Raw genomic sequence first — 21,437 nt, 5'->3', positions numbered from 1 at the left:
CATGGAAGGTTTCGGCGTTCACACCAGCATGTGGACCATGAACTGGGATCGCGCAGGCGCTGAGAAGGCGATTGCCGGAGCCGTGCACTACAAGATGGATTTCATCGAGATCGCGCTGCTCAATGCGCCTGCCGTCGATGCCAAACACACCCGCGACTTGCTTGAAAAGCACAAGCTGCGCGCCGTCTGCTCGCTCGGCCTGCCGGAGCACGCCTGGGCCTCCGTCCGCCCGGATGCAGCGATCGAGCACCTGAAGGTCGCGATCGAAAAGACTGCGGAAATGAGCGCCGAGGCGCTCTCGGGCGTCATCTTCGGCGGCATCGGCGAACGCACCGGCCTGCCACCGACGCAAGGCGAATACGACAACATCGCCAAGGTGATCGACGCAGCAGCAAAACATGCTAGGAAGTACAGAATCCAACTCGGCGTCGAGGCCGTGAACCGCTATGAGAACCACCTCATCAACTCGGCGCAGCAGGCCGTCGACATGGTGGAGCGTGTCGGTGCGGATAACATCTTCGTTCACCTCGACACCTACCACATGAATATCGAGGAAAAGGGTGCGGCAAACGGCATCCTGATCGCCCGCGACCACCTGAAGTACATCCATCTTTCCGAAAGCGACCGCGGCACGCCGGGCTACGGCAACATCCCGTGGGATGCGATCTATGCCGCGCTCGCCGCAATCGGCTTCAAGGGCGGGCTCGCGATGGAAAGCTTTATCAACATGCCGCCTGAGGTCGCCTATGGCCTGGCCGTGTGGCGCCCCGTCGCACGCGATATGGAAGAGGTCATGGACAAGGGCCTGCCATTCCTGCGCAACAAGGCGGAACAATACGGTCTCATCTGACCCCAGTTGCCGGATGTCGCCCATTCGGTTGCATCAGCTTTAGATCGAGGCTGATGCTGGCCGTCTGCCATTGGTCACAAGCCGCAACCGTAGCGTCCACATGGGGTGTTTGGCTGAAGAGATCTCGCCATCGCTGGCAGAGGACCGTGTCGGCGGCCCGCCCTCTTCAGCACATCCCCTGAATATCATTTGGCCTCGGGCAGGCGAAATGACTGTCAGGAAATATCACACTCGTTGTGATATTGTTATTATTGCTTGTTACATTCCTCCTCCTATGCCATTTTGCCTATTAAAATAAGAGGCTTGAACGGCTCGCGCCCGGGCTCTAGTTTTGAGGAGATGGCGGCATTTCGTTCGACCATCGATATGGGGGAATCTTGGATGGCACGCATTACGCTGAGGCAACTGCTCGACCATGCTGCGGAGGAAGGCTACGGCGTTCCAGCTTTCAACATCAACAACATGGAGCAGGCGCTCGCCATCATGGAGGCCGCCGACGCGTGTCAGGCGCCGGTTATCATGCAGGCGTCGCGCGGAGCCCGCGCCTATGCCAATGACATCATGCTGAAGCACATGATGGATGCCGTCGTTGAAATCTATCCGCATATTCCGGTCTGCGTGCATCTCGATCACGGCAACGATCCCTCAAACTGCATGACGGCGATCCAGGCGGGCTTCACCTCGGTGATGATGGACGGTTCATTGAAGGCGGATGCCAAGACGCCCGCCGACTGGGCCTATAATGTCGGCGTCACCAAAATGGTGACGGATATGGCCCATTTTGGCGGCATTTCGGTGGAAGGCGAACTCGGCGTTCTCGGTTCTCTGGAGACCGGCATGGGCGAGGCCGAGGACGGCCACGGCGCCGAGGGCAAGCTTTCGCATGACCAGCTGCTGACCGATCCGGACGAGGCCGTGAAGTTCGTGCGCGAAACCAAGGTCGATGCACTTGCCATCGCGATGGGCACATCGCATGGCGCCTACAAGTTCACCCGCAAGCCGGACGGTTCGGTGCTGGCGATGAATGTCATCGAAGAAATTCACCGTAAGCTCCCGAACACACATCTCGTCATGCATGGCTCGTCCTCGGTCCCGATCGAGCTGCAGGAGATCATCAACAAATATGGCGGCCAGATGAAGCCGACATGGGGAGTGCCGGTCGAGGAAATCCAGCGCGGCATCAAGAACGGCGTGCGTAAGGTCAACATCGACACCGATGGCAGAATGGCGATGACCGGTCAGATCCGCCGCGTGCTGCAGGAGGACCCAAGCGAGTTCGACCCGCGCAAATATCTGAAGCCGGCAATGACGGCGCTGACCAAGCTCTGCAAGGAGCGCTTCGAACAGTTCGGCACTGCCGGCATGGCCGGCCGCATCACGCCCCTTCCCGTTTCGGAAATGGCGAAGCGTTACAAGTCCGGTTCCCTCGATCCGGCTTTCTCCTGAAACGCTCTAGCCCAACGCCGGGCGGGGTGCCTTTTCCGGCTCGGCGGCGGCAGGCTTGCCCGTCAGCGTTTGGCCGTGGAAACGGCTCAGCTGGCTGACAACCCCCTGGATTTCGCTGGTCGTTCGTTCGCCACTCCAGCCGAGCGCCGCCTCGGCAACGCCGGCGATTTCCCGCAAGCCTGCGAGCGTCAACCGACCCTCGATCGCAAGCGTCGTGCGACGCATCACGATGTCCGACAGGTGGACGACGAGCTCGTTCCGGGCGATCCAGTCGATCTCCCGGAGACTGTAACGTGCAGCACCCGTCAGGCGCTGTTCGTCGGAATAGCTTGAAGGGGAGGAAAGCAGGGCCACAGCCGTCGTGCCGTATCGGCCGAGCAGTTCGTCGGCACGTTCGGCGGCAACGCCGCTGCGCGCCGCGGCATCGCTGATCCAGGCGTTACGCTGCTTAGCATCCGCCGGAAAGGCCTTGCCGCCGCCGATCGCCAGATAGCGTGTCGACTGGCTGCGGCGGCGTTGCAGCCGGGAGAGAACGGTGTCGGCGACCTCTTCCGCAAAGCCGCGGAACGTCGTCCACTTGCCTCCGACCAGCGAAATGACCGGAAAAGGTCTGCCGTCCTCGGGTTCCTTCACCGGCGCGGAGTGGTCGCGGCTGATCAGCCCCGGCGCGGTCGCATCCGATGCCGGCAGCGGGCGGATGCCGCTATAGCTGTAAACGATCTGATCACGATCGAAGCGAAGCGTCGGCAGCAGCGAGCGGATGCTTTCGAGGAAATACTCCGTTTCCGGCTCCTCGCACAAGACATTGTCCGGATTACCTGCCGGAATGTCGGTCGACCCGACCAGTGCCAGCCCGAGATAGTCGTAGACCAGGCAGATGCGGCCGTCGTCGGCCTCGAAATAGATCATGTGGCCGTTGAGGCTTCGCACCAATTCGGGATGGTCGAGCAGGATATGGGAACCCTTGGTGCCGCCGATCAGGTGCGATGGAGCGCCGAGCAAAGTGTTGACCTGATCGATCCAAGGACCTGCCGCATTGACGACCAGCTTGGGAGCAACGGTGACATCGTGGCCATCGGGCTGGCGGAAGGTCAAACGCCCGTCTGAAACGGCAGCCAGTGTCGCGAAATTTGCCGCGAGGCTCCCCGCATTCGCATCGAGACCATCGCTCACGAGCTCATAGACGAGCCGCTCCGGCCTGCTGATCTTGGCATCGTAATAGATGCCGCCGGCGACGATGGCGGGGGTAATATGCGGCATCTCCTTGCGCGCCTGTTTCTTCAGAATCAGCCGGTGGCGCGGCATGACCTGGTCGCGCGAACCGAAAAAGTCGTAGAGCCGAAGCCCGATCTTGATGAGAACCGCGCCACGGCTGCGTGGCGCCGTCTTCGACCCGAAGAGCGTCCGGATCGCTGCCCAGATGCCGCGCGTCCAGGAAAAGACCGGAATGAAGGTCGGCAGCGGTTCGACGCAATGCGGCGCATTCTTGAGCAGGAGGTTGCGCTCAAGCGTCGACTGCGCAACCAGTCCGAACTCGCCCGTTTCCAGATATTTCAGGCCGCCGTGAATGAGCCGCGATGGTGCGGCGCTCGTGCCGGAGCCAAAGTCGGCCTTGTCGACGATCAGGCAGTTGACACCCTGTAGCGAGAGGTCGCGGAACAGGCCGGCGCCGTTGATGCCCGCCCCGATGATCAAAACGTCGATATCGTTCTCGCCGAGGTTCGAGAAGCGCTGCTGCAAATCGGGGGTCATGCTCGTCGTCCTAAATCGCCCGCCGCAGCAGGCATCTGTCTTTTCAGTTTGCCGGTTGCTCCGGCGCAAGCGCGGAAATCTTCGGCCAAAGGGGGATCATCACGTCGGCAATGTCGCGGAACACCTGGTAACGCTTTTCATAATCCGTGCTGCGCGCCGCATCCGGCCGGAAAGTCTTCGCGATGGAAGCGGTGTCGCGCGGATCGCTCTGCGGATCGGCGAAGATACCGGCGCCCGACCCGGCACAAAGCGCAGCACCCCAGGCGGCCGCCTCATCCGTCTCTGTTACCGTGACCGGCATGCCAAGCACATCGGCAAACATCTGCACGACGGCAGGATTGCGCGAGACGCCACCGGCGAGCCGCGCCTGATCGAAGGCAAAGCCGTCGCGAAGCGCGTCGACATGGATGCGATGATTGAAAGCGATACCCTCTAGCACGGCGCGCAGCATGTCACCGCGGTCGTGCCATCCACCGAGCCCGAAGAAGCCGGCGCTCGCCGTCGCGCCATAAGGCGAGCCGAACAGATAGGGATGGAAGAGCGCGGTCGAGGGGCGCTCGAAGGCGGCCGCGATCTCGGGCGCCAGCAGGGCGTGGATCGAGTTACCTTGCACGTCGCCATTCTTCCGTTCGGCAGCGCAGAGCGTGTCCAGAAACCAGTCATAATTCGCTGTCGATGCCGGGGAGATCGACATGCTGTTCCAGATGCCGGGTGCGATCCCGTTGCGGCAGAACCAGCGCCGGTCGACACGCGGTTCCGACGAAAGCGTCTCGTTGATCGAATAGGTCCCGGCAATGACCGCGACAACGCCTTTGGCATAACCCCCTGCCCCGAGCGCCGAGGCCGTGACGTCGTGCAGACCGGCAACGACAGGCGTTCCTTCGGTAAGGCCCGTCAGCTGCGCGGCTTCACGAGTCACGCGTCCGACGATCTGGTCGGAGCGCGAGGCCGGCGGCAGGGCGTGGACGAGATCCTGCAAGCCAAATAGCTGCAGGGCATCCTCACTGTAGTTCTGCGTTTTGACATTGGTGAAGGAGGTGCTGGCTTCGGTGTGGTCCGTACCGATGATCCCGGTCAGGCAGAACCGCAGCCAGTCCTTGCAGCTGCAGAAATGGCCAATGCGCTTGTAGCGCTCAGGCTCCACTTCGCGGATCCAGGCAAGCAATGCCGATGGCGCGGAGACGTGCGGGATCTGCCCCGTCAGTTCGATCGCCAGGTCGGCGACATCGCTCTCCATCCACCGGTCGACGATTGCCCCTGCCCGGCTGTCCAGCGAGAGAATGGCCCGGCCGAGCGGCTTTTGGGTGTGATCGAGCAGGTAGATGCCGTCTCCATGCGCGGTAGCGGCAATGCCCTCTATGTCGCTTGCCGGCCGTCCGCTGAGTGAAATCGCTTCGCGGATGGCATCGGCCGTCGCGTTCCACAATTCATCCATGTCGCGCTCGATATGGCGGGCCTTCGGAATGAACTGCGTGACACGGCGACGCGCGGCTGCAAGCGGCGTGCCGTCGATATCGAAGATGACCGCCTTGGTGACTGTCAAACCACTATCGATCCCGAGCAGTGTCGGCATTTTAAATTTACCTCACGAGGAGCAACGGGCCGGCGCCGTCAGGAGCGCCCTCCGGCGCCCTTGGCGATGACCACGTTGATATCTCTGGACCGCATGCGGTCGATGTGCACCGGCTGGGTCTTGTCGTCGACGATGACGACGTCGAACTCATCCAGTGCTGCGAAACTGTGGAGCGCACGCCGTTCGAACTTGGTATGATCGGCAAGCAGGATGCGTTTTACGGAACAATCGAACATGGCGCGCTTGGTATCGACTGTCTCAGGAGACTGGTGCAGCACCGTGCCCTCGCTGATCGCCGACATCGAGATGAACGCGACATCGGCCCTGAGAGCCTTGATCTCGTTGATGGTCATGCGACCCATGAAGGCATTGCACCAATTGTAATACTGGCCGCCGAGGGCGAGTAGCGTCACGTCGTGCAGGCCCGTCAGCGCATTCATCAGGGTCAGGGAATTGGTAATTGCGGTGACCGGCGCCTTCGAAGGCAGATGTGCCGCCATCTGAAGAACCGTGGTCGAGTCGTCGAAAAAAATTGCCTGCCCCGGTTCGACGAATTGCATTGCCGCCTCGGCGATCAGCTTCTTTTCGGTTGACTGACGGTTCGAGCGGTAGACGTCGCTGGATTCGATGAGATTGGTCGCCGCCGCAGTGACGATACCGCGCGTCTTCCTGAAGAGGCCGCGGCTGACGAGTTCATCGACATCGCGGTGAGCCGTCATCAGGCTGATCCCAAAGCGGTCCGTCAGGTCTTCAATCCGCATCGAGCCTTCACCCATCACGGCCTCTGCAATCATGCGGCGGCGCGCGATCTGGCGCGTCTGCCGGCTGTCGCTGGTGAGCTGGTCCAACAGATCGTCGTCCCGGCTGGTCTTCTGTGTCACGGGTCACCCCTGTCGCTGAATTATGGATCCCAGCTTCGTACAGTGATTGCCGCGCCAAGGCAAAAAGGGGAGGCGCAACCGGCGGTTGATCGTCGGCCATCGCTTCCAGCATAAAAATGAGGGCGCTCTTGCGAGCGCCCTTTACCGTTTACTGCGCCAGAACGAACGGGCCGGTGTACTTGTCGATGTTGTCCTTGGTGATCAATAGGCAATCGAAGAGCTGTTTTTCGCTCTTGGCGCCTGTGTTACCCGTCTTGATCAGGTTGTCGGCCTGCTTGACGGCTTCTTCGGAGAAGACGGCAACCGGTTGGAGGACGGTGTATTGGAGTTCGCCCGCCTTGATGGCGGCAACGGCATCCGGCGAACCGTCGAAGCCGCCGACCTTCACATTGGCGAGCTTGCCGGCTTCCTTGAGCGCGGCGATCGCACCGAGCGCCATTTCGTCATTGCCCGAGATGACGCCGACGATATCCGGGTTGGCCTGCAGCATGGACTGCATCTTGTTGTGGCCCTGGGTGCGGTCCCAGTTGGCAACTTCCTTGGCGACCTTCTTCAGATCCGGATACTGCGAAAGGACAGTCTCGTAGCCATTCGACCGCGTTGCCGCGTTGTTGTCGGACGGAGCGCCGAAGAGTTCGGCATAGTTGCCCTTGTCGCCGATCGCTTCGACCCATTGTTGCGCGCCGAGGGCGGCACCCTGTGCGTTGTTGGAAACAAGCTGCGCCTTGGCCAGGCCTTCCTGGTTGATTTCGGCATTGACGAGGATGACCGGGATGCCGGCAGCAACGGCCTTCTTGACCGCACCGACGGAACCGTCGGCGTTTGCCGGGTCGAGGATGATCGCCACCGACTTGTTGGTGATCGCCGTGTCGATCAGGTTGCTTTCGGTATTGGTGTCACCCTTGTGGGCGTTGACCGAGGCCGTGTAGCCCAGCTTTTCGGCGGTTGCCTTTGCGACATTGCCTTCCGTCAGCCAGTATGGATTCGACGGATCGTTGACGATGATCGTCATCATGCCCGCTGCCCAAGCCGAGCTTGCAAGAAGCGGTGCTACGGCCGCGGCGGCCAGAAGTATGCGCATGCCTTTCTTAAACATAGTCTCTCTCCCATTCGTGAGCTCAGTTATTGCCGGTGATCCGGCGTTGCTTTCCCCAATCGGCTTTCCTGGAGTCCAGCCTGCCGTCGTGGATAAGTTTCGGTCGTAGCCGTCAGGACGATTTGACCCGGCGGCCGTATTGGATGCTGTTCATGAGGACGGCGAGAACGATCACAGCGCCGGTGAATACGGTCTGCCAGTAGGCCGAGACGCCGATGATCACGAGGCCGTCCGAAAGGAAGCCGATAACGAAGGCGCCGAGCATGGTGCCGCGGACCGTACCGCGGCCGCCGGTCAGCGCCGCACCGCCGATGACCACGGCTGCGATCGCCGTCAGTTCGTAGGTTGTGCCTGCCGTCGGACCGGCTGAGGTCAGCTGCGAGGAGAGGACCAGGCCGGCAATCGCAGCGCAGACGCCCGAAAGCACATAGACGATGATCTTCACGCGCTTGACCGGGACGCCGGAGAGGTCGGCAGCTCGCTCGTTACCGCCTGAGGCGTAGAGCCAGCGGCCGAAGGCGGTGCGGCTCAGCACGATGCCGCAAATGATCGCGAGAACCGCAAGCACGATGACGCCGATCGGAATGCCTGCGAGCCGGTTGAAGCCGAGCCAGTCGAAGCCGGTATTGCCGAGTTCCGGACGGCCACCAAGATTGTTGTAGGTCAGGCCGTTGGTCATCAAGAGCGCGATACCGCGGGCCACGTAGAGCACGCCGAGCGAGGCGACGAAGGCCGGCACCTTGAGATAGGCGATCAGCACGCCATTGACCGCACCGACCAGCGCACCGAGCGCACATGTGATGACGACGACGGCCCAGACCGGCGGATAGAGGATGACGCCGAAATAAGTGAGCGTGACGCCCTGCATCAGGAAACCGGCGATGCAGCCTGCAAGCCCAAGCGTCGAGCCGACCGACAGATCGATGCCGCCATTCAGGATGACGAGCAGCATGCCGATCGCCAGAATGCCGAAGATCGCGACGTGCGACGCCATGATCAGGAAGTTGTTCAGGGTGAAGTAATAGGGCGACAGGAACGAGAAGACCGCGATGATGACGATCAGCGCGAAGAAGGCCCGGCCCTCCAGAATGAGACGCACGATATTGGTATTGCGCTTCTGCCCACTGGAAACTGATTTCTTTTCGGTGATGTTCGTGACTGACATAATCAGTGCTCCATAATCCAGGCTAGTGCGCGACCACGGCTTCGCCGGAGGCGGCCATGATCTTTTCCTTGGTGACATCCGAGCCGAACTCGGCCGATATCCTGCCGCGATGCATGACGATGATGCGGTGCGCGATGCTCAGGCATTCATTGACTTCGGACGTCGAATAGATGACCGCCAATCCCTGCTTGGCGCGCTCCGCGAGCAATTTGAAAACTTCCGCCTTGGCGCCGATGTCGATGCCGCGGCTTGGCTCATCGAGCAGGATGACCTTCGGCTGGGTTGCCAGCATCTTGCCGATGACGACCTTCTGCTGGTTGCCGCCGGAGAGCGAGCCGATCGAAGCTGCACCGCCATCGGTTTTCACATGCACCCGCCGGATCGCGTCATTGACGAGATCGCGCTCGCGATGGCCGGAGGTGAAAAGCCCTTTGGTGAAGGCGCGGATACTCGCAAGCGACAGATTGGAGCCGACCGTCATCGTCTGGACGAGACCGTCGCGCTGGCGATCTTCGGGCACGAGCACGAGACCGCTGGCAATGCGCCCGGCGATGCTGAGCCCACTGACGTCCTGTCCTTCGAGCAGAACCTGTCCGCCACTTGCGCGCAGACGTCCGGCAATACACTCGAGCAGTTCCGTGCGCCCGGCGCCCATCAGACCGTAGATGCAGACGATCTCGCCGGCACGCACCTTGAGAGACAGACGATCGACTGCATTATAGGCAGCGCCGGAGGGACCCGGGACACTGAGATTTTCGATGGAAAGCGAGACGTTTCCGAACTGGTGAGCTTGCGGCGGGCTGCCGAGGTCGAAATTCTCGCCGACCATGTTGCGGACGATCCACTCGAGATCGATATCCTTGCGCTCGGCATAGGCTGTCATGTTTCCGTCGCGCAGAACGACGGCGTGATTGGTGATCTGCAGCGCCTCTTCCAGATGATGCGAGATGTAGACGATCGACACGCCGCGACTCGTCAGATCGTGGATGACCTTGAAGAGCACTTCCACCTCGGTCGCGCTCAGCGCCGAGGTCGGCTCGTCCATGATCAGGATGCGCGAATTGACGGAGAGCGCCCGGGCAATTTCGACGATCTGCTGCTGGCCGAGGCGAAGATCCTCGACGCGCGTCAGTGGATCGATGTCTTCCTCGAGCTCCTCCATCAGCGCGCGGGTCTGACGCGCCTCTTCCGCGAAATCGACAACACCGCCCTTGATGATCTCCCGGCCCATGAAAATATTGTCGCGCACACTGAGATTGGGCGCGAGGCTGAGCTCCTGGTGAATGATGGAGATCCCGCACTCGCGGGCATGGGTCGACGAGGTAAAGCTGATCGGCGAGCCATCGAGAATGATCTCGCCGGAGCTTGGCTGCGCGACACCGGAAAGGATCTTCATCAAGGTCGACTTGCCCGCGCCATTCTCCCCGAATAGCGTTGTGACTTGGCCCCGATGGATGTCGAAGTTCACTCCCTTGAGGGCGTGAACGCTGCCGTAGGATTTTGCGATATTGCGGGCAGCGAGGACGACCTCGCCTATCGCCCCGTTGCTGCGTTGCGGCTGGTTCATTTGAGCTCGACCTTCACCGGCGTGACCAGCCAGTTCTTCGGGTTGATGAGCTTGAAAACGCCGACGACGGTCGCCTGCTTTCCGTCCAGGGCATCAGCATCCAGGCCCGCGAAAACCGCCTTCTTCATCTCGTTATTGATGGCCGAGCCGGCATCCTGATACTGGATCTGGTTGGTAAACTGGCCGAATTCGATGGTGCCGGTTGCATCGCGGAGGTCCGTGCCGTTGACCGCAGGGCCGGTCTGGACACGGACCACCGTCTCGGGAGGCAACCCATCGATCTTCATTTCGTTGGTGTTCGACTTGCGGGCGCCGAAAACGCCGGTCAGCGTGAGGGGAATAACCGGGCCGGTGCTCGTTGCGGTGCCGTATTTCTCGGCCGCCGCCTTCTTATCGGCGGCAATGGCGGCCGCGAGATCGGCGGCCGCAACGGCCCGCTCTTCGACATTCGCCTTGATCTTCGGGAACTGCTCGGCGCCGAAGGTTTCCGGAGAGAATACCTGCTGCCGGACATCGTTTTCGGAGCCGATCCTGACGACCGTCGTATCGAACGCGATCGCTGCAACGACGATGACCGCCAACGCCGCGCTGACAAGGAGCGTGCGATTGCCGCTGCTCGGCTTTGATGCTGGATAATCGGGCGAAGTACTCATGTCCGGACGGCCTTGGCTTGGAATGGCGAGATGGAGAGGGTTAGCGCGATGATGATCGCTGGTGTGCTGAAGCATTGCGTCGCACCGGAACAGATGCCGGCGGGCCGCCCGCAAGAGCGCAACTCTGGACGAAAATTCGCATCGGAAGCCTCCTCAACAAGACCGGCGCTTGTCTCCTCCAACCGCCTGGATCTGTAAATTCTCCATCAGGAAGAGCGCTTCCGTGATAGAAGTATGTTATTTATGCCGCAAATGATGTTATAAATTTTATGAGCTGTCAACGGCGCTTCCGCGGTATCTCGATTAAAATGCACGATCTCACATCTTGTTTATCATGCTGCGCTGCAGCAGAAAGGGGCGGCAAATGCTAACATCTTCACGCACGTCATTCGATTGCGTTACGGCTGTATATAGCTGATTTTAAATCAATAGTTTGCACGTTGAGCATCGCGGGCGCTGCCGTTTCCAATGCCGCACGGCAATCGCTGGGCGGCACAAGCTTAACTTCCGTACCCTTCTATTTTAGATGAAAAAAATTACATCGCTAGAAAAATCTTACTGGCATTATGGTATCTTTATGTTATATTTTCAAGCGAGCTTAGGAGGTTCGGCTGCGCGCTCGATCTGGGTTAAAAACCGAAGTTGGCAGCCGGATGCATCATGCCAGACGAGTTGAGGGATCGGGAGGACTGCAGATGAATTTGATGCGCGTATTGCCCGCCGTGACACTTGCTAGGATGGCGAGATAAGCCTGCAATGACATCGACCGAGAAGATCATCATTGGGATAGATGCCGGCACCTCGGTCATCAAGGCGGTCGCCTTCGATCTGTCCGGCCGCCAGCTCGCCACGGCCTCCGTTCGCAACCGATACGCGACCGGAGACGATGGTTCGGCAACGCAGTCGCTGGATCGGACCTGGCTCGATTGCGCCAGCGCGTTGCGTGGCCTTGGCGAAAAAGTCCCCGACCTCGCATCACGCACCGCAGCCATCGCCGTCACCGGACAGGGCGACGGCACATGGCTCGTCGGCCGCGGCAACAGGCCGGTTGCCGATGCTTGGCTGTGGCTCGACGCGCGCGCCGCGCCGACAGTGACGTCGCTGGCCGGCGGGGCGCAGAACCGTGCCCGCTTCGAGGCAACGGGCACCGGCCTCAACACGTGCCAGCAGGGCGCGCAACTCGCCCATATGGACCGCTTCACGCCGGACCTTCTCGATCGAGCGGAGACGGCGCTGCACTGCAAGGACTGGCTCTATCTCAACCTCACAGGCGTGCGGGCAACCGATCCATCGGAGGCGAGTTTCACCTTCGGCAATTTCAGAACGCGCCAGTATGATGCGGTCGTGATCGACGCGCTCGGCCTTGACCACCGACGGGGGCTTCTGCCCGAAATCATCGACGGCAGCGAGATCAGCCACCCGCTGACATCGGAGGCGGCGAAGGCCTGCGGGCTTCTTGCCGGAACGCCGGTCTGCCTCGGCTATGTCGACATGGTGATGACGGCGCTTGGTGCAGGCGTGCGCAGCGGCGCTCGCAACGCCGCCTGCTCGACGATCGGCTCGACCGGCGTGCATTTGCGCGCCAAGTCCGTTGCCGACGTTCAGCTCAATCGGGAGGGCACCGGCTATGTGATCGCCCTGCCCATTCCCGGCATCGTCACTCAGGTCCAGACGAATATGGGCGCCACGATCAACATCGACTGGATCCTCGATGTCGCCGCCTATCTCATGGCCGAGGCGGGCAAGCCTGCTTCGCATGCAGACCTCATTGCGCGCATCGACGGCTGGTTTGCAGAAAGCCGACCGGGGTCGGTGCTTTACCATCCCTACATTTCCGAAGCGGGCGAACGTGGTCCTTTCGTCAACGCCAATGCGCGCGCGGGCTTCACCGGGCTTTCGATGCGTCACGGCTTCCCCGACCTGCTGCGCAGCGTGATCGAAGGGTTGGGGCTTGCCACCCGCGACTGCTACTCGGCGATGGGCGCGATGCCCGAAGAGCTGCGGGTCACCGGCGGGGCAACACGCTCCGTCGCCCTTCGCCACTCACTTTCGGCCGCCGTCAACGCACCGATCCGCCAGTCGCGCCGCGAGGAGACAGGGGCGGCCGGCGTGGCGATGATGGCCGCGGTGGCTGTCGGCGTCTATTCCAGCATGGACGATTGCATTGACGACTGGGTGACGCCGCTGCTCGGCGATCCGGAGATACCGGATGCCAGCGAGGCCCACCGGTTCGACCGGCTTTTTTCTGCCTACACCGATGTACGCCAGGCAATGGCGCCCGCCTGGGACAAGCTTGCCGAAGCCGCAACGACGTCGCCGGTGGGCGCGTAATTCTGATGCAGCAGGCATCGAAGGAGCATGACATGACCGAACCCGAACTCCTGGATCTCTTCGTCATCGGCGGAGGCATCAACGGCGCGGGGATAGCACGCGATGCTGCCGGCCGCGGCCTGAAGGTCGTGCTGTGCGAAAAGGACGACCTGGCCCAGGGAACCTCGTCGCGCTCGGGCAAGCTGGTGCATGGAGGTCTGCGTTACCTCGAATATTACGAATTCCGCCTGGTGCGTGAGGCGCTGATCGAGCGTGAAGTGCTGCTCAACGCCGCGCCGCATATCATCTGGCCGATGCGCTTCGTCCTGCCGCACAGCCCTGAGGATCGCCCCGCATGGCTCGTGCGGCTCGGCCTCTTCCTCTACGATCATCTCGGCGGCCGCAAGAAGCTGCCCGGGACCCGAACGCTCAATCTGCTCCGCGACCCGGAAGGCACGCCGATCCTCGATCAATACACACGCGGCTTTGAATATTCCGATTGCTGGGTCGACGACGCCCGCCTCGTGACCTTGAATGCGGTCAGCGCAGCGGAAAACGGCGCTCTGGTGCTGACCCGCTCGCCGGCCGTGTCGGCCCGTCGCGAGAACGGCGGTTGGACCGTAGTCACGAAAAGCAACACCACGGGAGAGACGCGAACCTTCCGCGCCAAATGTCTGGTGAACTGCGCCGGCCCCTGGGTGATGGACATCATCAATCGCGTCGCCGGATCGAACTCCGGCCGCAACGTCCGCCTCGTCAAGGGCAGCCACATCATCGTGCCGAAGTTCTGGGCAGGCGCCAATGCCTATCTGGTGCAGAACCACGACAAACGCGTCATTTTCATCAATCCCTACGAGGGCGACAAGGCGCTGATCGGGACGACCGATATCGCTTACGAAGGCCGGGCCGAGGATGTTGCCGCCGACGAGACGGAGATCGAGTATCTGCTCCAGGCGGTCAATCGCTATTTCAAGGAAAAGCTGCGTCGCCACGACGTGCTGCACAGCTTCTCCGGCGTGCGCCCGCTGTTTGACGATGGAAAGGGCAACCCGTCCGCCGTTACCCGCGACTATGTCTTCGATCTCGACGAGACAGGCGGCGCTCCGCTGCTCAACGTCTTCGGCGGCAAGATCACCACATTCCGCGAGCTCGCCGAACGCGGCATGCAGCGCCTGAAGCATATCTTCCCGAACATGGGAGGCGACTGGACGGAGAAGGCGCCACTGCCCGGCGGCGAAATTCCGAATGCCGATTACGAGACCTTCGCCAACAGCCTGCGCGATATCTATCCCTGGATGCCGCGCAAACTCGTGCATCACTACGGCCGTCTCTATGGCGCCCGCGCCAGGAACGTGGTTGCCGGCGCGACAGGTATGGAAGGGCTTGGGCGGCATTTCGGCGGTCAGCTCTATGAGGCCGAGGCCCGCTATCTCGTCGCCACGGAATGGGCCGAAACGGCCGAGGACATCCTCTATCGCCGCACCAAACACTACCTCCATCTGAACGAAGCGGAGCGCGCGGCCTTTGGCGAGTGGTTTGCTTCCACCCGCCTTGCCGCCGCCTGAAGGATGCCGCCATGCCGCTGACCCTTTCGCTCAATACCAATCCGCTGGTGAACCGCTTCGCCGACCCAGACGATCTGATCGACACGGTTGCGCATGACTTGCGGATCCGCGACCTCCAACTGACCCACGAGTTCATCAATCCGAGCTGGCAAGCGCCGGTGATCCGCCGCCTGACGCGCACGATGAGCGCTGCGCTGAAGCGCACGGGGGTGCGGGTTACCTCGGGAATGACGGGCCCCTATGGGCGCCTCAACCATTTCGGACATCCGGATGCCGATGTGCGCCGCTACTACGTCGACTGGTTCAAGACCTTTGCCGACATCACCGCCGATCTCGGCGGCCATTCGGTCGGCACGCAATTTGCGATCTTCACCTATAAGGACTTCGACGATCCGGCCAGACGCGAGGAACTGATCAAGACCGCCATCGATTGTTGGGCCGATGTCGCCGAGCATGCGCGCGCCGCAGGCCTCTCCTACATGTTCTGGGAGCCGATGAGCATCGGCCGCGAGTTCGGCGAGACGATCGGCGCCTGCCTGTCGCTGCAGGAGCGGCTGACAGCCGCCGGAATGGCCATCCCGATGTGGATGATGGCCGACATCGATCATGGCGATATCACCTCTGCCAACCCCGACGACTACGACCCCTATGCCTGGGCGCGCGCCGTCCCACCGGTATCGCCGATCATCCACATCAAACAGAGCCTGATGGACAAGGGCGGGCACCGGCCCTTTACCGCCGAATTCAACGCCAAGGGCCGCATCCAGCCGGCACCTCTGCTCCAGGCGCTGGCCGAAGGTGGGGCGAAGGACAATGAAATCTGCCTGGAACTCTCCTTCAAGGAACGCGAGCCGAATGATCGCCAGGTCATTCCGCAGATTGCCGAAAGCGTCGCCTTCTGGGCGCCGCATATCGACACCGGCGCCGCCGACTTGAACATCTGAGGCGGAGATCTTTAAAAGGCAGCACTGCATACGGCGGAATCGCCGCATGACCTTCGAAAAGGAGCCGTGATGACGGACGCCGATGATACGCTTGCCGTGCGTGCTGCCTGGCTTCATTATGCCGGTGGCCTGACGCAGTCCGACGTTGCGCGCCGCCTCGGCGTGCCGTCGGTAAAGGCCCATCGCCTGATCGCCAGAGCGGTCGCCGATGGCGTCGTCAAAGTTACCATCGACGGGGATATCGTCGAATGCGTCGAGCTGGAGATGCGGCTTTCGGAACGGTTCGGGCTTCAATATTGCGAGGTCGCCCCCGATCTCGGCGAGGAAGGCTTGCCGCTGCGCGCGCTCGGCCATGCCGGCGCCGGCTATCTCAAGCGCGAGATCGAGCGCGGCGACAATACGGTCATCGGCCTTGGTCATGGCCGCACGCTTTCCGCTGCCGTGCAATATATGCCGAGGGTGAGTGCGAAGAACCTGCGCTTCGTCTCTTTGCTTGGCGGGCTGACACGAAACTACGGCGCCAATCCCTATGACGTGATGCATCGCATTGCCGAAAAGACCGGCGCCCATGCCTATGTCATGCCGGTTCCCTTTTTCGCCAATACCGGCGAGGATCGCGAAGTGCTGAAGGCGCAGCGTGCCGTCAAGGAAGTCTTCGATCTTGCCAATAATGCCGATCTGAAGCTCGTCGGCCTGGGAACTGTCGATGCCGAGGCGCAGCTGGTTTTGTCCGGCATGGTCGAACCCGGTGAAATCGACGACATCGCTGCCGCGGGCGGCGTCGGCGAAATCCTCGGTCATTTTTTCGACGCCGACGGCCATATCCTCGACACCGCGCTGACGGCGCGCACGCTCTCCGCGTCTTTTCCCAAGACCAAGAAAGAGCGGCTCGTGGCGCTGGCGGGCGGACAGTCGAAAGTGGCGGCCATCCGGGCAATTCTGAATAGCCGCCGTCTTTTCGGGCTGATCACCGACGAACGAACCGCGCAGGCGCTGCTGAAGTAGCTATGGAAACACAACAATATTTTATCGCAAAATAACATAATAAATGTTGATTATCGCGCATACTCCGTTATCTTAACATCAAATGAGGTGGAGACCGGGATGAGGCGGGAAGAGCGGCAGCAGTTGATCGTCAACCTGCTCGTCGAAAACAAGACCGTCGATCTCGACGATCTTGCCGATCGCTTCACCGTGTCAAAGATGACGATCCATCGCGATCTCGACGATCTCGAGCAGGCGGGCGTCCTGCGCAAGGTTCGCGGTGGCGCGACCATTGATGCCGGAACGCAGTTCGAAAGCGACTTCCGCATTCGCGAGCGCCAAGGCAGCGAGGCAAAGCTGGCAATGGCTGAGACCGCGCTGGAACTGGTCGAGCCGGGAATGACGGTGATGGTAAACGACGGCTCGATGGCCGCCGTGCTCGGCGAAATGCTGCTGCAGAAGCGGCCGCTGACGTTGATCACCAACAATGCGGCGATCATGGAGCGGCTGAAAGGCGAAACAGGCATCACGCTGATCGCGCTCGGCGGCATCTACTCGGCCAAATTCAACGCCTATCTCGGGGTTGTTACCGAGGAGGCACTGTCGCGGCTGAGAGCCGACATCGCCTTCATTTCGACGCCGGCCGTCAGCGGCGGGCGCGCCTATCACATGGACGATAACGTCGTGCGCGCCAAACGGGCGATGATCGCGTCATCGACCAGGACTTGCCTTCTGGTCAACCATCAGCGCATCGGCCACACCGCCTTGCATGTCATGGCGGATCTAGCCGACTTCGACGCGATTATCACCGACAGCGCACCGGATGCTGCTGTCCTGGAGGAATTCGAGCAGGCGGGCATTACGCTCACCATCGCATCAACGCAGGATCCGACATGACCGAAAAGCCGCGCTTCTGGATTGGCACCAGCTGGAAGATGAACAAGACGCTTGCTGAAGCCGGGCATTTCGCCCGCGGCCTCGAGGCTGCCGATGCCGCGCGCGAGCCGCGTATCCAGCGCTTTGTGATTCCGCCCTTCACAGCGGTGCGCGAGGTCAAGTCGCTGCTTGCCAAGACCTCGGTGAAGGTCGGCGCCCAGAACATGCATTGGGCCGACCAGGGCGCCTGGACCGGCGAAGTCTCGCCGGTAATGCTGAAGGACTGCAATCTCGATCTCGTGGAGCTCGGCCATTCCGAGCGGCGCGAACATTTTGGAGAGACCGACGAGACTGTGGGTCTGAAGACCGAAGCGGCCGTTCGCCACGGTCTCATTCCTCTGATCTGCATTGGCGAGACGCTTTCCGACCGCGAAAGTGGAAAGGCTGCCGACATCCTGGCAACCCAGGTGCGCGGCGCGCTTTCGAAACTTTCGGGCGCCCAGAAAGGCGCCGAAATCCTGCTGGCCTACGAGCCGGTCTGGGCGATCGGCGAGAAGGGCATCCCGGCGACCGCGGATTATGCGGATGCCCGCCAGTCTGAAATCATCGCCGTTGCCGAAACTGTGCTGGGCCGGAAGATCCCCTGCCTTTATGGCGGGTCGGTCAACCCGCAGAACTGCGAAGAACTGATTTCGAGCCCGCATATCGACGGGCTCTTCATCGGCCGTTCGGCCTGGAATGTCGAAGGCTACCTCGACATCCTGGCCAAATGCGCCGCCAAACTCTGAGGAGAAAGACAATGAAACTTGCCATTGCAGGAGACAGCGCCGGCGAAGGCCTCGCCAAGATCCTGGCCGACCATTTGAAAGAGCGCTTCGACGTCTACGAAGTCTCGCGCACGAGCGCCGGTGCCGATCCTTTCTACGCCAACCTCTCGGATCGCGTTGCCTCGGGCGTCATCGACGGCACCTACGACAAGGCGATCCTCGTTTGCGGCACCGGCATCGGCGTCTGCATCTCGGCCAACAAGGTTCCGGGCATCCGCGCCGCCCTGACGCACGACACCTATTCTGCCGAGCGTGCCGCGCTTTCCAACAATGCGCAGATCATCACCATGGGAGCCCGCGTCATCGGAACCGAGCTTGCAAAGTCGATCGCTGACGCGTTTCTTGCCCAGACCTTCGACGAGAACGGCCGCTCTGCCGGTAACGTCAAGGCCATGGATGATCTCGACGCGAAGTACAGCGCCCGTTGAAGAATGGGACGACTGCTCGGCCCGATCCAGATCCGGCAGCGATTTCGGGCCGGAGGCACCGACACGTTAAGTCGTTGAATTGAGATTCGTTTCGACTCGGAACAATCGGCCGAATGATTCGGTTGAGTCGCGTTGTTGCCATCGAAGCGAAGAAGAAGCAGATGAAAAGGCCGTACAGGGCAAAGCCCAAGAGCAGGGAAAAGCAAGGGCCGGCACCGAGCAATGTCATCAGAACCATGAATGTTCTGCGCAACTCGGTCGACGCCGAAATCCAGCCGGGGAGGCGTCGGACATACTCATGAAGCGCCCGCGCCGCCCCATTCTGCCCTTGCTCGACGAATCTCGCTCAACGCTGCAGTCTCGTCCGATCCGCAAGCGCGACCCCGACCAGCCCAGTCTGCCCTTCGATCCAATGCCGTCGCGCGTCGAGCCCTGCCTTGCGCTGCTGAAGCCGACCGTGCCCGTGGGACCGGACTGGCTCTACGAGGTGAAGCTGGATGGCTATCGTTTGGCAATCCACGTTGAGCCGAAAGGGGTGCGGGTCCTCACTCGCGGTGGCCATGACTGGACCCACCGCTTCCCCACCATCGCCGCCGCAGCGAAAAAGCTTGGCGTGACGACCGCCATTCTCGATGGCGAGGCGGTTGTACTCGATGATCATGGCCGATCGGATTTTGGCGCCCTGCAGCGCTCGCTCGGCGGGCGGGGCGGCAGGCGTGTCTCGACCGAGTCGATCCTCGTCGCCTTCGACCTTCTTTATCTCGATGGACACGATCTGACCGGCACCGAGCTTGAGGTACGCCGGCACCTGCTTGAAGACCTGATACCGGAAGGCGACGATAAAGCGATCCGCCTCTCCGAGGAGATAGAGCTGCCGGCCGAAGAACTCCTCGAGCACGCCTGCCATCGACATCTGGAAGGCATCATCGCCAAGCATCGCGACCGGCCCTACGGCAGCGGCCGCACGGGCGACTGGCTGAAGATCAAATGCGTCCAGAGCGAGAGCTTCATGATCGTCGGTTATGAGCAGTCCGCATCCGCCCGCGGCGGGATCGGCAGGCTGCTGTTGGCCGGCAGACGAGGCCTCGACTGGATTTACGTTGGCTCCGTCGGAACCGGTTTCGGTACGAGCGATGCTGAATACCTGAAAAAGACGCTGGACCGGTTGAAGACGAGCCGGCCCGTTGTTCCCCTGAAGGGCAAGCGCCTCGTCCTCGTGCAGCCGACGCTGATCGCCGAGATCGAGTTTCGCGGCTGGACGGATGATGGCAATCTCCGCCATGCCTCGTACAAGGGGCTGCGCGAGGTTCAAGACAACGCCGCTGTCTTCGATATGACCTACATCTGATCGCTTTCAGCAGGTAAAACGCCGATCAGAGACTCTCCAGAAGAAGCCCAAAACTGGGCCGCCATTCGAATATATCGACGCTCGCGTAAACACCGGAGCGGACGAAGGGGTCTCCTGCGCTGAACGCCTCGAACTCGGCGAGCGTTTCGACTCGCGCCATCACGATTGCGGTGGAACCCTTGCCCTCCGCTGGCGGTGCGGAAGGTCCGGACAGCAGGATGCGGATCGCCGCGCCATGCAGATAGGCCTTGTGCTCATCGAGCAATCGGGAGCGTTCGGCAGCCTTGCCGGGGTCGGATATCGCGTAGCGGGCTACGATCATTGTCTATTCTCCACCGGCGTCAGCACGAAATCGAAATCGGAGCGCCAGATCGTCGGATGATCGACACGCTCGAAAGGCGCGACCAGGCTGTTTTTGACACCAAACACCGTATCGGATTCCAGATAGGGGTCGTCGCCGACAAACGTGTGGGTTACCAGCTTCTGATAACCTGAAGCGGTGATCAGGTAATGGGTATGGGCAGGACGGTAGGGATGGCGGCCCAGGGACGTCAACATCTGGCCGACCGGGCCATCATCCGGGATCGGATAGGAAACCGGCTTTATGCCGGCGAAGCTATAGGCTCCATCTGCGCCGGTGACGAAAATGCCCCGGTTGTTCCACTTCGGCTGGATATCCGGCTGCTGGACGTCGTAGAAGCCATCGGAATTATCCGACCATACATCGATCCAAGCTCCCTCGATCGGATTGCCGTCAAGATCCAGCACTCGCCCGATGAAGAGACAGCTCTCTCCCTTGCCGTCGAGCGAGATGTTTTCACCCATCTGCCGGATGGGCGCCCCTTCGACATGGAATGGTCCAAACACGGTATTTTCCGTGGCGCCTGGCGGACGCCGGTTGTTGATTGCATCCACCAGCATCGACAAACCCAGCGTATCGCTGAGCAGGATGAACTCCTGCCGCTCGTCATGACAGAGATGGCCGGTGCGGGTCAGGAAGCCGATGGCCAGCTCCCATTCCTCCTGGGTCAGGCTGATGTCCTTGGCAAAGGCATGCAGGTGCTTGACCAGCGACGCCATGACTTCGGCAAGGCGCGGATCAACGCCCCGCCCCATCCGCGAGTTGACGGCTTCCACGGATCTCTCTTCGGTGAAATATTCAGGCACGTGGC

Annotated in this window: 19 protein-coding genes; 10 read left to right on the top strand and 9 right to left on the bottom strand. The window is 61.3% G+C overall.

Annotated elements, in window-relative coordinates:
• The first annotated feature begins 1 nt into the window (after position 1).
• Entirely contained in the window at positions 2-850 is an 849-nt protein-coding gene (locus G9X67_RS02425) for a sugar phosphate isomerase/epimerase (protein WP_171597947.1), read from the top strand.
• 381 nt (positions 851-1,231) lie between these two features.
• Positions 1,232-2,296 carry a class II fructose-bisphosphate aldolase gene (gene fba / locus G9X67_RS02420; RefSeq protein ID WP_018245682.1) on the top strand — a complete coding sequence of 355 codons (1,065 nt, stop codon included), beginning with the start codon at positions 1,232-1,234 and terminating at the stop codon, positions 2,294-2,296.
• A gap of 6 nt (positions 2,297-2,302) precedes the next feature.
• Here the strand turns inward: fba and G9X67_RS02415 are convergent, their stop codons facing one another.
• The 7 genes from G9X67_RS02415 to G9X67_RS02385 form a co-directional block, all read right to left on the bottom strand.
• Positions 2,303-4,048, bottom strand: coding sequence for a glycerol-3-phosphate dehydrogenase/oxidase (locus G9X67_RS02415; protein WP_171597946.1), 1,746 nt, complete (start codon positions 4,046-4,048; stop codon positions 2,303-2,305).
• A gap of 43 nt (positions 4,049-4,091) precedes the next feature.
• Positions 4,092-5,621 (bottom strand): FGGY-family carbohydrate kinase, encoded by a 1,530-nt coding sequence (locus tag G9X67_RS02410; protein ID WP_171597945.1) that lies wholly within the window; start codon positions 5,619-5,621, stop codon positions 4,092-4,094.
• Positions 5,622-5,659: 38 nt separating this feature from the next.
• Complete coding sequence (locus G9X67_RS02405; protein WP_138332981.1) at positions 5,660-6,502, bottom strand: DeoR/GlpR family DNA-binding transcription regulator; 843 nt, start codon at positions 6,500-6,502, stop codon at positions 5,660-5,662.
• Positions 6,503-6,650: 148 nt separating this feature from the next.
• Entirely contained in the window at positions 6,651-7,598 is a 948-nt protein-coding gene (locus tag G9X67_RS02400) for a D-ribose ABC transporter substrate-binding protein (RefSeq protein WP_003550839.1), read from the bottom strand.
• A gap of 112 nt (positions 7,599-7,710) precedes the next feature.
• Positions 7,711-8,763: an ABC transporter permease gene (locus G9X67_RS02395; protein ID WP_138388934.1), complete on the bottom strand. Its 1,053-nt coding sequence runs from the start codon at positions 8,761-8,763 to the stop codon at positions 7,711-7,713.
• A 22-nt stretch (positions 8,764-8,785) separates the two neighbouring features.
• Positions 8,786-10,330 (bottom strand): sugar ABC transporter ATP-binding protein, encoded by a 1,545-nt coding sequence (locus G9X67_RS02390; RefSeq protein ID WP_171597944.1) that lies wholly within the window; start codon positions 10,328-10,330, stop codon positions 8,786-8,788.
• Complete coding sequence (locus tag G9X67_RS02385) at positions 10,327-10,983, bottom strand: DUF2291 family protein (protein WP_171597943.1); 657 nt, start codon at positions 10,981-10,983, stop codon at positions 10,327-10,329. The genes G9X67_RS02390 and G9X67_RS02385 overlap by 4 nt, the downstream gene beginning before the upstream one ends.
• 756 nt (positions 10,984-11,739) lie before the next feature.
• On the opposite strand from G9X67_RS02385, the gene G9X67_RS02380 reads away from it, so the two are divergent.
• The 8 genes from G9X67_RS02380 (at position 11,740) to ligD (ending at position 20,265) form a co-directional block, all read left to right on the top strand.
• Positions 11,740-13,314, top strand: a complete 1,575-nt coding sequence (locus G9X67_RS02380; RefSeq protein ID WP_246413284.1) for an FGGY-family carbohydrate kinase — start codon at positions 11,740-11,742, stop codon at positions 13,312-13,314.
• Positions 13,315-13,346: 32 nt separating this feature from the next.
• Entirely contained in the window at positions 13,347-14,858 is a 1,512-nt protein-coding gene (locus G9X67_RS02375) for a glycerol-3-phosphate dehydrogenase (protein ID WP_138332990.1), read from the top strand.
• Positions 14,859-14,869: 11 nt separating this feature from the next.
• The gene (locus G9X67_RS02370) at positions 14,870-15,802 is read left to right on the top strand and encodes a TIM barrel protein (protein ID WP_138332991.1); all 933 of its coding nucleotides are present in this window, start codon (positions 14,870-14,872) and stop codon (positions 15,800-15,802) included.
• A gap of 69 nt (positions 15,803-15,871) precedes the next feature.
• Positions 15,872-16,807, top strand: coding sequence for a sugar-binding transcriptional regulator (locus tag G9X67_RS02365; RefSeq protein WP_018480514.1), 936 nt, complete (start codon positions 15,872-15,874; stop codon positions 16,805-16,807).
• A 99-nt stretch (positions 16,808-16,906) separates the two neighbouring features.
• Positions 16,907-17,683 (top strand): DeoR/GlpR family DNA-binding transcription regulator, encoded by a 777-nt coding sequence (locus G9X67_RS02360; RefSeq protein WP_017991649.1) that lies wholly within the window; start codon positions 16,907-16,909, stop codon positions 17,681-17,683.
• The gene (locus G9X67_RS02355) at positions 17,680-18,450 is read left to right on the top strand and encodes a triose-phosphate isomerase (RefSeq protein ID WP_171597942.1); all 771 of its coding nucleotides are present in this window, start codon (positions 17,680-17,682) and stop codon (positions 18,448-18,450) included. Before G9X67_RS02360 ends, G9X67_RS02355 begins: the two co-directional genes overlap by 4 nt.
• An 11-nt stretch (positions 18,451-18,461) precedes the next feature.
• Positions 18,462-18,917 (top strand): RpiB/LacA/LacB family sugar-phosphate isomerase, encoded by a 456-nt coding sequence (locus G9X67_RS02350; protein WP_017996196.1) that lies wholly within the window; start codon positions 18,462-18,464, stop codon positions 18,915-18,917.
• Between the two features lie 298 nt (positions 18,918-19,215).
• Positions 19,216-20,265, top strand: coding sequence for a non-homologous end-joining DNA ligase (gene ligD, locus G9X67_RS02345; protein WP_171597941.1), 1,050 nt, complete (start codon positions 19,216-19,218; stop codon positions 20,263-20,265).
• A gap of 25 nt (positions 20,266-20,290) precedes the next feature.
• Here ligD and G9X67_RS02340 read toward each other — a convergent pair whose 3' ends face one another.
• Positions 20,291-20,587 (bottom strand): YciI family protein, encoded by a 297-nt coding sequence (locus G9X67_RS02340; RefSeq protein WP_171597940.1) that lies wholly within the window; start codon positions 20,585-20,587, stop codon positions 20,291-20,293.
• Positions 20,584-21,432 carry a dioxygenase gene (locus G9X67_RS02335; protein ID WP_171597939.1) on the bottom strand — a complete coding sequence of 283 codons (849 nt, stop codon included), beginning with the start codon at positions 21,430-21,432 and terminating at the stop codon, positions 20,584-20,586. The genes G9X67_RS02340 and G9X67_RS02335 overlap by 4 nt, the downstream gene beginning before the upstream one ends.
• Positions 21,433-21,437 lie beyond the last annotated feature (5 nt).

The organism is Rhizobium sp. WYCCWR 11152 (assembly GCF_013087615.1).
Taxonomy (GTDB): Bacteria; Pseudomonadota; Alphaproteobacteria; order Rhizobiales; family Rhizobiaceae; genus Rhizobium; species Rhizobium indicum.
Note: the sequence above shows the minus strand (reverse complement) of the source record. Positions and strands in the feature narration are given on the sequence as shown.